The 14,875-nt window shown below is 39.4% G+C and carries 15 protein-coding genes and 1 pseudogene; 5 read left to right on the top strand and 11 right to left on the bottom strand.

The features are described 5' to 3' along the window. The first annotated feature begins 202 nt into the window (after positions 1–202). On the top strand, positions 203–1,684 hold the full coding sequence (gene pap / locus ACTQ1L_RS12445; protein WP_441367475.1) for a polyphosphate:AMP phosphotransferase: 1,482 nt from the start codon (positions 203–205) through the stop codon (positions 1,682–1,684). 115 nt (positions 1,685–1,799) lie between these two features. Then, the gene (locus tag ACTQ1L_RS12440; protein WP_308656268.1) at positions 1,800–1,991 is read left to right on the top strand and encodes a hypothetical protein; all 192 of its coding nucleotides are present in this window, start codon (positions 1,800–1,802) and stop codon (positions 1,989–1,991) included. 70 nt (positions 1,992–2,061) lie between these two features. Here the strand turns inward: ACTQ1L_RS12440 and ACTQ1L_RS12435 are convergent, their stop codons facing one another. Beyond that, positions 2,062–2,196, bottom strand: a complete 135-nt coding sequence (locus ACTQ1L_RS12435; protein WP_321111989.1) for a hypothetical protein — start codon at positions 2,194–2,196, stop codon at positions 2,062–2,064. A 400-nt stretch (positions 2,197–2,596) separates the two neighbouring features. On the opposite strand from ACTQ1L_RS12435, the gene ACTQ1L_RS12430 reads away from it, so the two are divergent. Further along, complete coding sequence (locus tag ACTQ1L_RS12430; RefSeq protein WP_321111987.1) at positions 2,597–3,715, top strand: tyrosine-type recombinase/integrase; 1,119 nt, start codon at positions 2,597–2,599, stop codon at positions 3,713–3,715. Between the two features lie 325 nt (positions 3,716–4,040). Here ACTQ1L_RS12430 and ACTQ1L_RS12425 read toward each other — a convergent pair whose 3' ends face one another. From ACTQ1L_RS12425 to ACTQ1L_RS12385, 9 genes are all read right to left on the bottom strand, one after another. Beyond that, on the bottom strand, positions 4,041–4,916 hold the full coding sequence (locus ACTQ1L_RS12425; RefSeq protein ID WP_441367472.1) for a polysaccharide biosynthesis tyrosine autokinase: 876 nt from the start codon (positions 4,914–4,916) through the stop codon (positions 4,041–4,043). Positions 4,917–4,946: 30 nt separating this feature from the next. Further along, positions 4,947–5,672, bottom strand: coding sequence for a YveK family protein (locus ACTQ1L_RS12420; protein WP_321111984.1), 726 nt, complete (start codon positions 5,670–5,672; stop codon positions 4,947–4,949). A 38-nt stretch (positions 5,673–5,710) separates the two neighbouring features. Beyond that, entirely contained in the window at positions 5,711–6,415 is a 705-nt protein-coding gene (locus ACTQ1L_RS12415; protein ID WP_441367471.1) for a hypothetical protein, read from the bottom strand. A gap of 13 nt (positions 6,416–6,428) precedes the next feature. Then, a complete protein-coding gene (locus ACTQ1L_RS12410) occupies positions 6,429–7,154 on the bottom strand; it encodes a CpsB/CapC family capsule biosynthesis tyrosine phosphatase (RefSeq protein WP_441367469.1) in 726 nt (241 codons plus the stop codon). Positions 7,155–7,218: 64 nt separating this feature from the next. After that, positions 7,219–7,986, bottom strand: a complete 768-nt coding sequence (gene srtB / locus ACTQ1L_RS12405) for a class B sortase (protein WP_441367468.1) — start codon at positions 7,984–7,986, stop codon at positions 7,219–7,221. Between the two features lie 35 nt (positions 7,987–8,021). Further along, entirely contained in the window at positions 8,022–9,026 is a 1,005-nt protein-coding gene (locus ACTQ1L_RS12400) for an LCP family protein (RefSeq protein ID WP_441367467.1), read from the bottom strand. Between the two features lie 80 nt (positions 9,027–9,106). Further along, on the bottom strand, positions 9,107–9,709 hold the full coding sequence (locus tag ACTQ1L_RS12395; protein WP_441367465.1) for an LPXTG cell wall anchor domain-containing protein: 603 nt from the start codon (positions 9,707–9,709) through the stop codon (positions 9,107–9,109). A gap of 252 nt (positions 9,710–9,961) precedes the next feature. Further along, positions 9,962–11,416, bottom strand: coding sequence for a GH25 family lysozyme (locus ACTQ1L_RS12390; protein ID WP_441367463.1), 1,455 nt, complete (start codon positions 11,414–11,416; stop codon positions 9,962–9,964). A gap of 212 nt (positions 11,417–11,628) precedes the next feature. Then, positions 11,629–12,036: a hypothetical protein gene (locus ACTQ1L_RS12385; protein WP_441367461.1), complete on the bottom strand. Its 408-nt coding sequence runs from the start codon at positions 12,034–12,036 to the stop codon at positions 11,629–11,631. Between the two features lie 162 nt (positions 12,037–12,198). On the opposite strand from ACTQ1L_RS12385, the gene ACTQ1L_RS12380 reads away from it, so the two are divergent. Both ACTQ1L_RS12380 and ACTQ1L_RS12375 read left to right on the top strand, forming a co-directional pair. Continuing rightward, positions 12,199–13,497, top strand: a complete 1,299-nt coding sequence (locus ACTQ1L_RS12380; protein WP_441367459.1) for an MATE family efflux transporter — start codon at positions 12,199–12,201, stop codon at positions 13,495–13,497. A gap of 139 nt (positions 13,498–13,636) precedes the next feature. After that, positions 13,637–13,873, top strand: a pseudogene (locus ACTQ1L_RS12375) (hydroxylamine reductase); the annotation flags it as partial. Between the two features lie 75 nt (positions 13,874–13,948). On the opposite strand, the gene aguB reads toward ACTQ1L_RS12375, so the two are convergent. Continuing rightward, positions 13,949–14,821 (bottom strand): N-carbamoylputrescine amidase, encoded by an 873-nt coding sequence (gene aguB, locus ACTQ1L_RS12370; protein WP_441367477.1) that lies wholly within the window; start codon positions 14,819–14,821, stop codon positions 13,949–13,951. Between the last annotated feature and the right edge of the window lie 54 nt (positions 14,822–14,875).

The raw sequence follows: 14,875 nt of genomic DNA, 5'->3' as shown, positions 1-14,875 counted from the left end.
GGCAGGGGTATGGATATCCTGACGATGAGTATTTCTTTTTAAAACTCATTGATATGAGCAGAGTTGATTATGTGAGGAATCCTAAATCCCATAAGTTTTGTGATTGAGCCATTAGTTTTATACATATAGTAATTAACCCTGATGAATGGTATACTAAGTATAGTGTAGCAATTCATATTAACAGTAATTGGGAGGTAATTATATGTTAGAAAACTGGAATAAACCACAAATACCTGAGGATGATGAGCTTGAGGAACGGCTGCATACAGCGCGCGCAAAGCTGTCATCCTTAGCGATGCAGATCAAGGAGCACGGCTTACCGGTGCTGGTACTGTTTGAGGGATGGGGAACCGCCGGAAAGGGCAGTGTGCTCGGCAAAGTAATCAAAAATATTGATCCGCGTTTCTTCAAGGTTGCGACTATGGATGAGCCAACGGAGGAGGAAAAGCGTAAGCCGTTTTTGTACAGACATTTTGTCAAAATTCCGGAGAAGGGCAAGTTTGAGTTTCTTGACTCTGGCTGGATGGACGAGATTGTAAACGATTGTCTTCACAAGGATATGGATGAAAAAGAATACAAGAAAAAGATAGAGAGTGTGAAGCGGTTTGAACGACAGCTTACAGACAACGGTTATCTTGTTATGAAGTTCTTTTTTCAGATTAGTCAGAAGGAGCAGAAAAAACGTATTGATATACTGAAAGAGGACAAAAATACCAAATGGCGTGTAAGTGACAATGACAATTGGCAGAATAAGCATTATGACAAATGTCTGCATGTGTTTGACAGATATTTAAATGATACAAATGCCCCGGCAGATCCATGGTATATCATAGATGCCAAGAGCAGAAAATGGGCAGAGCTTCAGGTACTTGAAACCTTAGTCAGTGGAATAGAGACTGCATTAAAAAACAGTAATCTGGCTGTTCCACTGTTACAAAATGTATTTCCTTTGAAGAAAATCCCAAAGCTTGGCGAGATTTCCCTTGATAAGGAGCTGACAGAGGAAGAATACAAAAAGGAGCTTAAAAAGCTTCAGTCAAAGCTGAGTGAGCTGCACAACAAGATATACCGGTTGAAGATTCCCGTAATCATCGCATATGAGGGCTGGGATGCCGCAGGAAAGGGCGGTAATATAAAGAGAATTACCGAAGCACTCGACCCAAGAGGCTTTGAGGTTCATCCAATTGCAAGTCCGGAGCCTCATGAGAAGGCAAGACACTATTTATGGAGATTCTGGAATCGTCTGCCAAAGACAGGCCACATAGCTATTTTTGACAGAACCTGGTATGGCAGGGTGATGGTTGAGCGTCTTGAGGGCTTTTGCAATGAGAATGAATGGCAGAGAGCATACAATGAGATTAATGAATTTGAAAAGGAGCTATCCGACTGGGGTGCGGTAGTAATAAAATTCTGGGTTCAGATTGACAAGGATACCCAGCTTGCACGCTTCAATGACCGTCAGAACACGCCTGAAAAGCAGTGGAAGATTACAGATGAGGATTGGAGAAATCGTGAAAAATGGGATTTGTATGAGATTGCAGTCAATGAAATGCTTAAAAAGACCAACACCACATACGCTCCATGGCATGTGCTTGAATCAAATGATAAGAAGTACGCAAGAATTAAGGCTTTGAAAATTGTTATTGAAGAAATTGAAAAACGTATTAATTCCGTTAACAATTAGATACAGCTTTTTCCAATTTTTATCATTTATTTAATATAATACCCTGCATAAACAATTGAAGATATATGACCAAAGTGATATAATACTTTTAAATATGACGAAAGGTAGTGTGATTATGAGGGTTGAAGCTTTATATAGGCAAAAAGACAGTACAATGATTACATTGGAAAGAGACATTACAAATAGCGGATATACGAAATCTATTATCAATGGAAAAGAATATGATTTTAAGATGAATCCGGATATAGAAAGGACAATTATCATTAAAACTGATGTAGGTGAATTCGAAAACGTAGATTTCAAATAAATGATATTGATTCTGAACAATAATTTAAAAAATACATTCTAAAAAGCTATGAGGACCAGGTTAAAGGCTCTCATAGCTTTTTCATTCCGGGGCGGATATCATCAAGTCCCATGAATCCACCAACTCCGAGCTCATGCATGAGAGTCTGGATAATAGATTCGATATTATTTATATTTGTTGCACTTTCATCGTATTTACTAAGCATCTTCCTACTTACCACATCAGAATCACTGATACATGAGGTCATGGTTTACAACGATGTCAGAAACCTTTTCCATATTTTCTACAAGCTGCTGGTTAGATGATTCAACCTACTGCATTGCAGTGTCAATTTCACGAATATGGCTTTCAAGCTTATTGGAATCCTTTGTGATTTTTTCTACATTGCAATACTTACAATAAGGCTTAGCATATTTGCAACAGCACAGTAAAACGGAACCGGTAGTAGTTTTTTATTATATTTACTTAGTCGCATAATGTTGATTATGCGACTAACATGTGTTATAATAAACCCCACAGGGGTATATGGATTAAATATACCTCAATATCAATAATCTAGTAAATCATACAACTAACAATACACAAATAAACAAAAAGGAACTTCTATGGCGCGAGAATACAAAGAACAAAAAAATGCTGAAACTACAGTTAAGATACTTGAACTTGAAGCTATTCTACCAGATTTCTGTCACGGCTACATTGTTTCCATTTCCGGTTACAATAAACCATTGACACAGCTTGCATACCTGCAGAGAATACATTTTTTCCTGCAATGGTTGCTTGAATACAATTCTTTTTTTTGCAAGCATTACACCAAAATAAACGAATTTAAAGTTTCTGATTTAGAACTTTTAAAAAAGGCTGATTTTGAAGAATTTTTAGCTCATATTTCAAAGTTCGGGGCTGTTTCAAAGGAAGAAATCAAATCAAGCATTGAAACCGGTAAATATATAACCGAGTCAAAGCCGGCAACGAGAAACAATTATCTCAGTGCTCTGCGCTCTCTTTTTACATATTTCCTTGAAAATGACATGATTGATACCGCTCCGGTCCTTAAAATCCGTCAGGCTACAGTTAATAAAACAATTCCTATCTCTCTGAACGACAATCAGATTGACAGAATATCTGATACCATTATGAACGGCTCCGAATTTATATCTGCAAAGCAGGAGGAGTCAAGACTTATTACATCTGCAAGAGACCTTGCCATCTACACTCTCGCACTGCATACAGGTATTCGTATCTCTGAGCTTGTTTCGCTCGATGTCAAAGATATAAATTGGAACAATCGCAGCTTTAAGGTCATACGAAAACGAGGAAATGAGGATATAGTTTACTTCGATAACACAACAGAACGAGTGCTTTTAGACTGGCTTGATGAACGAACAAATTTAAAAGAAACTCTGGGAATTACTGATGATAATGAACCTGCTCTTTTTATATCAACCAAGGGACGTAATAGAGGAACCAGGCTTTCTGTACGAAGCGTTGAAAGAATGGTAAAAAAATACGCTGAAATCGCAGTCCCTGAAGTCAAAGGAATGCATGTGCATTCCTTAAGATCCACCTGCGCAACCAATGTCTACGAGAAGAGCCATGATCTTGTATACACCAAAAGTCTCCTGGGACATTCAAGTGTCAATACCACCATGAGATACGTAAAAGATGATGAGCAAAAAAAGAAAGACAACAGAACTCTTTTGGACAGAAAAAAAGACGGCTGAAATTAAGATGTTTTATGTTTTCATACACACAAAAAAGGCTGCAGCAACCGGTATTCACCAGTTGTTGCAGCCGAACTGTCATTACTACATGTAACTGTATTAGGCTCCTCAAAACCATTTCATTGACATTTACGGGTTTTATCATATATAGCCAAAATAATTTTATATATTTTATGCCTTTTCATTGTACATCACCTGATTCCTTGTATTTTATACTCATACAATACAATGTCAATCTCAATTTTACCTCAACAGAATTGATTTCTCAAAAAATCCGCTATACTTTGCTTTAAGTATAGCGGATTTTAGTTTAATCATTTTACAATCATTTATTTACTATTTTAGATTTTACATCCGGCTTTGACGTAGCTGTTTGGGAAGAAGGAGCCGGCTTAGCCCCCGCTTTCTTCGTTTTATTTTCATTTACCGCCGATTGGGAATTTCTTGAACTATCAGAATGCTTACCCTCTTCATGTCCATAATAGTGTCCATAGTATTTTCCATAATACTTGCCATAATACTTACCGTAATATCTTCCCTGTTTCTTGTAATCTACCTTATTCAGCACAACTCCAAGTATTTTACACCCGCTGCTTTCAAGCTGCTCCTTAACAGACTGTGCATAACGATATTTAATCTCTCCCGATTGCATCACAATAGCCGCACCGTCTGCAACTCTCGCAAGAATTGCTGCATCTACAACCATACCAAGTGGTGGTGCATCAATGATAATATAGTCATAATTATCCCGCATAACCTTAAGTGTCATTTCCAAAAGCGGATTAGATAGTAGTTCGGCCGGATTAGGAGGAATAACATTTCCAGCAAGAATCACATTCAAACCTTTAACATTTGTAGGAAGCAGAACCTCTGTAATCGAAGCTTGTCCTGCAAGAAAATGAACAAGCCCTTTCCTGTGTGAGCCACCCTTCACATTTGTTGCCATAACTGATTTCCTTAAATCTGCATCAATCAAAACAACTTTTTTATTTAGATCCGCAAGAGCAATTGCAAGATTCATTGAGGTTGTACTTTTTCCTTCACCACCAATACAGCTTGTCATTACGATAACCTTGGTATCCGGTCCGCTGAACTGAATATTTGTTCGCAGTACCTTCATCTCTTCATTTACCTCATAAGACAACTCTCTGTTCTTAATGATGATTCCATTTTCATTTAAATCATATTCCTGATTACTCATTCCAAGTATGACCCTTTCCTTCTGTATTTTCTAACTGACTTTCTTTCTGTGACTACGCTTTCCTGATGATTCCTGCTGATTAAGTGGAATTGCTGCAAGTGTAGTAAGACCAAGATACTTGGTAACATCATCTTTATCTACAATCGTATCATCCAATAAAACGCGGATTATAAGATATGCTGCTGCAACAAACATGCCCAACAAACCACCAATTGCTGCATTTTTCTTTGTGCTTGGACTTACCGGATGATCCGGTGTAACTGACACATCTGCAACTGTCGGCTTATCAGTCCTCATAACTTCTGCAATACGATTAGCTGTAGCCTCAGACATTGCATTGGAAATATCCTTTGCCAGAATAGGATCCGGATTCTTAACATTAATCTTTAATATCTGTGTTCCGGATGGATTTTCCACGGTAATATCTCCAACTAATTGTTCATATGTAGTATCAAGTTCAAGCTCATTAATTACAGTCTCCACAACCGTCCTTGTTGTTGCAAGTGTCTCAAAATCGACAGTCAGCTGCTGACCGAGCTGTACGTCAAGGTATGAAGAAATACTTGTACTCTTCGACAAAATATAGATCATTGAAGTAGCCTCATACTGTGGTGTAATAAAAAGCTTTGTTCCTCCAAATGCCACTGCTGCACCTAAAACCAGACAAATAATTAAAACCCACACATTCTTAAGAAGGACATGGAATAATTCCATAAGATCAATTTCGATTTCTTCATCTTTGATTTGTTCGTTCATTACTGTTCTCCTTATCTTTTCTAATTGTCATATCCGAGCTACTGCCGTATCAATGTAAGTTTTGCTTCATTGGACGCATTGCCATCTGAATCATTTACCGAGTATACAATCTCATAGGTTCCAGCTGCTTTTGTCCGATAATCTCCATCCAAATGAAGTCTCCTGCTCAAATATGCCGAATCATCTTTATTATCTGTTATAGATTCTACATAATCGATATAGGAAAATTTATCTTTTACGCCAAGAGTAACCGTATCTGTATTCAGCTTAATCACAGGTGCCTCTGGATTCTCCGGCTCTGTACTATCTGCGACCGGATTGTCCGTAGATTCATTTGCATTATCATTCGCTGCCTGTGTCGCGTCATTTCCACTTTCATCAGCTGAACTGCTTTGTGTTTCCGTATTCTGCTGTGCTGCTCCTTCACAGGACAAATTCTGAGAGGCTCTTGTCACATTATTGCTCTTATCCACTGCAACATACGTCACCTTTGCCCTCGTTCCATCCTGCGAAATACGTACACAGTCCACATACACCGTATCTGTCACATCTCCATCTCGGCTATCTACAGCCATTACATTCGATAAAAGCTCTGGATCTGCTGTATCGCCCTTATATACCGGTAATTCTGAGCCAAATGTAATCTCGGGACCATGCTCATCCTTTACGACTCCTATATAAAAACATACAACCACAGCAAGTGCGGCAAGCAGCCCTATCAGAAATCCATATTTCTTTTCCATACGTTATTCTCCTTTATAGTTCCTCATCTCTAACCATACGTTTTGGATTATCATATAATATTCGTTTCATATATTTTGAACCATGTACTTTTTCCAAATATTCCGCACATTTTTTCATATGCGGTCTGCGATCTGTAATGTTGTGCGCATCAGATCCAACAAAATCAATCAAATCCTGCTTCACAAGCTTATGTACAAATCGCTTTGCCTGAAATCCACATTCACCTGTAAATGTTCCGGCATTCACCTGAATATATGCACCAAGATTGATAAGTTCTTCTATTCTATCCGGCTTTCCAAATAATGCACTGCGCCTCTCGACATGTGCAATAATCGGACGATAACCTGCTGCAATCAGCGTTCTCAAACATGCATGCAGTAAATCATATTCATCTCCCAGTGAAAATTCAATCAAAGCATATGACGTATCTGCCATTGTATGAACTTTACCACTTTGCAACCATTCCAAAATATTCCGATTGTAATGAATCTCATTTCCCAGATATATGCGAAGCTTTGGATCTACCCTCTGTGCAAGAGCTTTCACTTCTTCAAATCCTTTATCTATCTGCTCCCTAACAGTTGTGAAATACGGTTCCCTGTAGTGAGGTGTCAATATAATACTTCGGATTCCCTCATCACGGGCCATCCGGAGCATCTTAATTGTCATATCTGCGGAAGATGAACCATCATCCACTTTTGGCATATAATGGCTATGCACATCAAAATAACCCGGCATGTTATCTCCTTACTGTAAAATCTATTCATGCGTACAATGAAACATCTAAAATTGCAACCGAACTTTATTTATTTTCTAAAACGCCGATTACAAGATAGCGATTATTTGATTCATTTCCTATACATGTACTTAGTGTCAGAAGCTTACTGTCCGTATTCACTTCAATTTCACTGTCAACTATGCTTCTGCTATCTGAATTACTATAAATCGAATCCAGAAATGCTTGTCTGCCTTTTATTGTCTCAAAATCATATTTATTCGGGATTAACTCATCCCCATACACAACCGCTGCAAAAATACGATAAGTAAATTTCTGATTTGGTGTATAAATTATAATTTCCGGATGTTCTTCCCAATAAGATACATCTCTGTAGTTCTTCAATGTTCCAAAAATTGAGCCATCCTTCATGTTATGTCCATAAAGAATTGTATTAAAATCCTGGAAATCTTTACTGTTTTTGGAAGCCTGTGAGTAGATTGATCCAGGAAGTCCGCTGTTTCCTTCTACTGTAACATCAAGATAATAATCATCATCTCCATCTTTCTGGAGAACCGGATATGCCACCTTTGTATTCGGAATCTCGATCCATGCATAAATATCAGGGTTCGTATCCCATAATACATTAAAGTCGACGGAAATCGGCTCTTGTGTATCCTCTATTGCAACTGTATCACGAATCTGCTCTGTCGTGTTATGAACCTCAGACTGCAGATTGTCATAAACCTTGTTATTGTTCTTCTGTATCCATACATGTCTTACAATAATTACCAGACATATTGCAATGATACAAGCAAGAACAGCTATAATAATTGTACTTGTTTTCTTCTTCATAATTCTCTCTCTGAATCTCTTTATATCATACCTATCTATTGTTTAGTATAACACTGTTCAACAATCATTTTCATCAGAGCATCTTCATCCAAATGATATTCCTCCGGTGAATTATCTCCGGTAGAAATGCGTTCTCCCGGAATCGTAAGCGTCTCATCCGCAAGTGAACATGTCATAAGCATCTTCATCTCATCTACATTCATATCTGTTGTAATATAACCCTTTGTCGCATCCAACAGCGACTGGATATCAGATGAAAATCTATCCTTCATCTGTGGAACAAGCGCACGTATAAACTGGTTCTGTCTCTCCATACGCCCTTCATTGCTGGCAAACTCATTAATATCCCTCTTACGTACATATTTTTCAGCAAGTTCTCCCTTTAAGTTCAAAGTTTCTCCCTTTTTAAAGCTTGGGTCAATACTCGTATAATCTTCCGGAACCGTAAGCGTCAAACCACCAATCTCATCCGTAACCGCAGCAATTCCATCCAATTCCATTGACATATAGGCATCAATCGGAATGTTTTTTAACATTTTGGAAACGGTCTTCTTTGCCAGCCAGCAACTGTTTTTCCCACCATCTCCATAAGAATATTGTAATGCAATCTGTTCATTCACCATTCCCAGATACTGATCGTCTACAGAATAAATCTCAACGTCCGTCATACTCTCGCGTGGAATCGAAATCATCTGAGCCTTTTTATCTTTGGTATTCACAAGAAACAGAATCATACAATCTGATCTTCCTGCAGTTCCTGTAAATTCCGGATCCACATCATCCTGATTCTTATCAATACCAAGGAAAAGGATTGTTTTCAAGTCGGTATTATATGTATACTTCTCTCCATTATATACAATTTCAGAATAATCTGTAGAAGAAGCCTCCACCTCTGTGCCGCTTGCTGCTTTATTATTCTGTCTTACTACTGTAGATTTCTTTTTTTCCTGCATTACCAAAAGCAAAACGATTCCTATTAATACGATTGCAACAACTGCAAGTACTCCGATTACCGCAGCTTTTCCGTTCTTTTTCCTCATATTCACCCATATCCGTTTATATCCATTACTTAAAAAAGGGGGGAAAGCTTCCCCCTTTTTGCTGCTATAATCTTATACGATTATGCTCTGCTTTTCTTAGAAACTAATACAACACCAGCCATTGCAAGTACACCAATTAATGCTACCATTGGCATAGCAGCTGTCTCACCAGTCTTTGGTGAAGCTGTTCCATTTGCAGCACCAGTTGAAGTACCATTTGAAGTACCATTTGTTGTAGTAGTAACTGTTGTCTTATCTGCTACAAAAGCAAATGGAGAGCAGCTCATTAAACCAGAGATTGTAACTGTTCCGTCTCCGCATGTAGATTCCTCTGTTTGCCATTTGCCATTAACATAATGTAATACAACTAATTTTGTATTAGCTGTAACACCAGCAACTTTAACAGTTACTTTTGCAGGCCATGTTGTGCCTGCTGGTAAAGAAATGTCTACAGAGCCAATAATTGTAGCGTTATCAAGCTTAGTATCTGCAACTACAGCTGTATCTGGCTTCTGAGTTGTTTCTGCAATGGTAGCTGTGATAGCCTTGCCTTTACCGTCTGTAGCTGTAGAGCCTGTTGTACTAACAGCTCCAATAGATGTTGGACTTGGTGCTGCAAAAACTGTGCATGTCATAGATAAAGCAGTTACAGCAGCAAGCATGAATGTAACCAATTTTCTCATAATGTTTCCTCCTTTACAATCTAATACTATTATGAAAATTACATCAATAGTAGAATAGCACTACTATCCCCTCATGTCAATCGTGTTATATAATTTATGCCTGAATCTGTAAAATTTGTTACTGTTCAGACGCAAGCTTGACACCGCGCTGTCAAGCTCCTATAAGACCAATTAAAAATACCGCATAATTTTAGTTTATTTTCGTTATTTGATCAATGGCTGCACATTTTTATTTTCGCGGATAAAAACATATCACTGCACACTCAGATAGCTTGTCACACAGTAAAGTGTCTGTCCATTATATTCCACGCGTGACCAGCCAAACTCCTCATTGATTCCGGTTCTGGTGACTGTTTCCCCATTTTTTATAGTTGCGATAACTGTAGCATCCGGATTTGTGACACTTGGAAGTGCACGCAGATTAACCTCTATCTTTGCAGTGACAGTATCATTACAATCCTTGAATTTTGTCTTCAGTCCGTCTCCGCTGCCACTTCCGTCCTGTCCGGGAACTACATAGTTCATATCTGTTGTGAGGTAGCTTGAAATGGCATAATACGTCTGTCCATTATATTCGATACGAGACCATCCACTGTCACTGACCCCTGTTCTTGCTGCCGTATCACCGTTATTGAGCGTTGCCTTAATTGTGCTGTCATTGCCCTGACTAGGAATATCCCTCAGGTTGACGCTCTCCTTGGCAGTTACTGTCTCATTTACATCCGAAAACTTCATAATTGCTTCCGGATCAGATGTTGCATTGTCAGCCGCATCACCATTTTTTGCAGACTCTGTTTCATCAAACCCAAAGTATGCCACATTCAAATCTACCGGCTTATCAATTCCTGACACCTTTCCCTTATTGGTATACTGCCACATGGCATGTGTGCCCTCATAAGATGACTGTGGTGTTTCCGGGTAAGCTGTATCCGGATATTGTGACACCCAGATTTTGTACCTGCTCTCAAGTGTTTTAGTATCCCACTGGCTGTTTGCCGACAACTCATTCATTGCAGCGTAAAACATAGGTGTATATCCTTTATTATATATTTCCTGCAAAAAAGCCTCCGCTACTTTGGTGCGGGCCTCTGATGACATGCCATACTGTCTGCTGGCTGAGTCAGTGAAGCCCTCGCAGTCAAATGCCACCGGATATGTAATCTGATATTTTGAGATGTAGTCTGCTACCCAATCTGCCTCCTCAATGGCTTCTGTTTCATTTACTGCTGATGAAAAGAAATATACTCCGACCTTTATGCCATTTTTCTGTGCCTCCTGCATGTTATATCTTGCATTTGTATCAACACACATCTCGCCTGTTTTCTGGGTTCTGTAGCCCACACGTATCATTGCAAAATCAATTCCGCCTGCGGCAACCTTGTCCCACTTTATAGTGCCCTGATATTTAGATACATCAATTCCGAAGGTCAGGTTACTGTTTTCCGCAACAGAGCTTGCAGACAGTATCTGTGTCTCATCCGCAGAAGCTCCATCATCAGATGTCACACTCATTGAGCCGGCATTGTCTCCTGTATGCTGCGGGTCGTCCTTGTCTGAACTATCCTCTGTGGCTGTTTCCGTCATCTGTGACGAGCCTTTAGCCTCGTTTTTTGCTGATTTAATCACAAAAAATGTGGCAACTGCAGCCAGTGCAGCTACTATAGCAACAATTATAAATATTGCTATTATCTTTCTTTTATCGTTCATAGCTTTTCCTCTTCATTATTTATATATGTCACCATGTACAGGCAATCTGTTTTCATGCAACAAAATATATCATATAATATACTAATTTTCAAATACTTGTCCATTTTTAAGAGTCTTTTTTTCAGAGAAAATATTAAAAAATCCGCTATACTCACCTATCGTATAGCGGATTAAAAAAACATTATTCAATTTTCATCTTATTTTTTATTGCTCTAAGCTATTGTGCCATTTGCAATGTCATTCTTTGCAAGTAAATATGTAATAGCCGGCATAAGAATGGCTGAAATAATTGCTTTGACAATATTAACGGCACTAAGCTGTGCTGCAATAGCATATGTAACCATATTTACGATGAATCCCAGGGCTGCAATTGCAAAAATAAGCACCAAACCAATCTTTTTGTGTGCGAAAAGCAAAATACCGATAGAAACAGTTATGATAATCTGTAGTATAACGCTAATGAAACTCAGTACGACATATATCGAACCTAATCCTAAAGTAGCTCCTACAACTGAAGCACCCAGTGCAACGACAATCCCGCCAATTGTTGAAAGAATATCCACCACGAAAATAATCCATAACCATACGGTTAAACCTGTTGAAAGCTTATTGTTTTCCATAATTATCCTCCTTTAGTAATCCCAATTTTTTTCAACGTGTTCATTATAATGTATTGGAAAAATATTTCAATAGTCAAAATGTCTCATTTTGAACTTTTTCATCCCGGCCAGCAAAAAAATATCATTGATTTAAATGACAGATGCATTTACAATATAGCTATTATGAAAAAATTATTTGTAAAATATGTCTCACAAAACATACTCGGCATGGTGGGTATGTCATTATATATACTTGCCGATACCTTCTTTATATCAAAGGCGGTCGGCTCAAACGGTATCACCGCGCTCAATCTGGTGCTGCCTGTATACAATTTGATTTTTGCCATAGGCGCAATGATCGGAGTCGGCTCCGCTATCAGATATGTCGTAGAGAAAAATAAGGGCGATACATCCAGCGAGAGCTACTTTTTTCATGCCCTGCTGTGGTGTATTATAATAAGCGTTATATTCATATTGATTGGTATTTTCATCCCGGACAGGCTCGTAGGGCTGCTCGGCGGAGATTCGGCAATTATAAATACCGGTAAAAACTATACACGTATTTTCATGCTTTTTACACCGTTTTTCATGTGCAACTATGTGTGCAACGCTTTCGTAAGAAATGATGGCGCACCATCCATTGCCATGTGCGCAACACTTTTCAGCAGCCTTTTTAATATTGTTTTTGATTACATACTCATGTTCCCGCTTGGGCTTGGTATGGAGGGAGCCGCTTTAGCTACCGCTATTTCACCGATTATAGGCATCCTGATATGCTGTATTCACTTCTGCTCAGACAAATGCTCCGTAAAGCTTAAGCCGGCGGTTCCATCTGTCAAGAGACTCTTTTACTCCTGCCAGGTTGGTGTTTCTTCCTTTGTTGCTGAGATATCATCAGGTGTCATAACTATTGTCTTCAATATGATTATCCTGAGGCTTGCAGGAAATATCGGCGTGGCAGCATACGGTGTGGTTGCCAATACATCACTGGTCGCTGTAGCTTTGTTCAACGGAATAGCACAGGGTTCACAGCCTCTTATCAGCGACTATTACGGCAGAGGACTTAGAAAAAATGTAGGCTCGATACTCAGGATGGCTGTCGTTTCATCTCTCTTAATTGCTGCACTGCTCATTTTGTACATATGCACCTTTGCACCTTTTGTGACATCTGTTTTCAACAGCGAGCACGATGCCAGGCTTGCTTCGTATGCCGAGAGCGGACTGCGCCTTTACTTTACAGGCTTTATTTTTGCCGGAATCAATATAGTAGGTTCTGCTATCCTAAGCGCCGTTGAGTCCGTAAAATATGCATTCGCGGCATCTATCATGCGTGGTTTTATCGCTATAAGCATTTTCGCATTCGCACTTTCAGCCGCCTTTGGCATGACAGGTGTGTGGCTTGCTTTTCCGGCGGCTGAATTTGTGACTATGTTTATTATTGTTAAGGGATTAAGAAAAAACTATTCTAATTGTAATAGATAAATTTTTTTCAAAAGTATTCTTTATGTTGGAAATCAAACATACAAGTTGTTTTTATAACGCTACTATTCTGTCAGAAACATAAAAGAACTACTAATGGAGGAAAAAAAGATGTTTTGTTTTCAATGTGAACAAACGGCCGAATGCATTTGGATGTTCAGTAAACGAGCTTCCGCTTTCCTTTGTACTCTCCTGGTATGAACAGAAAGCAGTCTGCATCCTCTTAACACTGTTATATCTTGGTATAAAAAATATCCGTCTCGGTCCTTCTCTACCGGCGTTCCTTTCTCCTAACATTCTGAACTTTCTGATAGAAAACTATGGGATTGCACCTATTACCACACCGGAGGAAGACATCAAAGTGCTGTTGAAACAATAATATGTATTTTTTCCGATGTTCTAATACACTAATAGGGAACTATAAATTAATTTGCAATCATTAGGGTAATCTAAGCTAATTCTCCCCATACATCTCCGGCCGCCTGTCCCTGAACAGCCCCCAGCTCTTTCTCTCACTCTCCAGCTCATCCAGATCAAAACTGTGGAGTATGAAGCCCTCCGATACTCTGTCCATCTGCTCAACAACCTCTCCGGTCGCATCTGTGATAAACGAAGAACCATAAAATGTTAGTGCAGAGCTCTGGTTTCCGTTTTCTGCACACGGTACAACCTCCTCTGTGCCTATCCTGTTTGCTGCCACAACCGGCATCAGATTGCAGGCTGCATGCCCGGTCATGCACCGTCTCCAGTGCGGCATGCTGTCACATTCCAATATCGGCTCGCTGCCTATGGCTGTAGGGTAAAAAAGTATCTCCGCGCCCTTTAAAGCCATGCCTCTTGCCGTTTCCGGGAACCACTGATCCCAGCATATACCGACTCCAATTGTTGCATATCTTGTCTTAAAAGCTTTAAAGCCTGTATTTCCCGGTGTGAAGTAAAACTTCTCCTGATAATAATGATCATCCGGGATATGTGTCTTTCGGTATATTCCAAGCACCTCTCCGTCGGCATCTATCACCGCCACTGAGTTGAAGAGCTGTCTGCCCTCTCCCGCCTCATAAAAGCTCACAGGAATCACTACGCCAAGCTCCTTTGCAAGTGCCTTCATGCTCTGCACCGCATCATTTTCAGAAAGCGGCTTTGCATAGTCATAATAATCGTACCGCCTCTCCTGACAGAAATACTGTCTCTCAAAAAGCTCCGAAGGAAGTATTATCTGTGCTCCGGTCTCTGCTGCAGCCCTTATAAGCTTTGCTGCTTTTTCAATATTTTCTTTTACGTCACGGCTGCAGCTCATCTGGATTGCAGCAATTGTAACCTCTCTCATACTATTCACCTTTCTCATCCTGTCGTCTCACAATGGGCTTTTCCCAAGTCTCCA

Origin of the sequence: Agathobacter sp. LCP21S3_B2, assembly GCF_052118705.1 — a bacterium.
In the GTDB taxonomy this organism is placed as follows: domain Bacteria; phylum Bacillota; class Clostridia; order Lachnospirales; family Lachnospiraceae; genus Roseburia.
The sequence above is the reverse complement of the archived record's forward strand: the minus strand, read 5'-3'. Positions and strand labels throughout refer to the sequence as shown.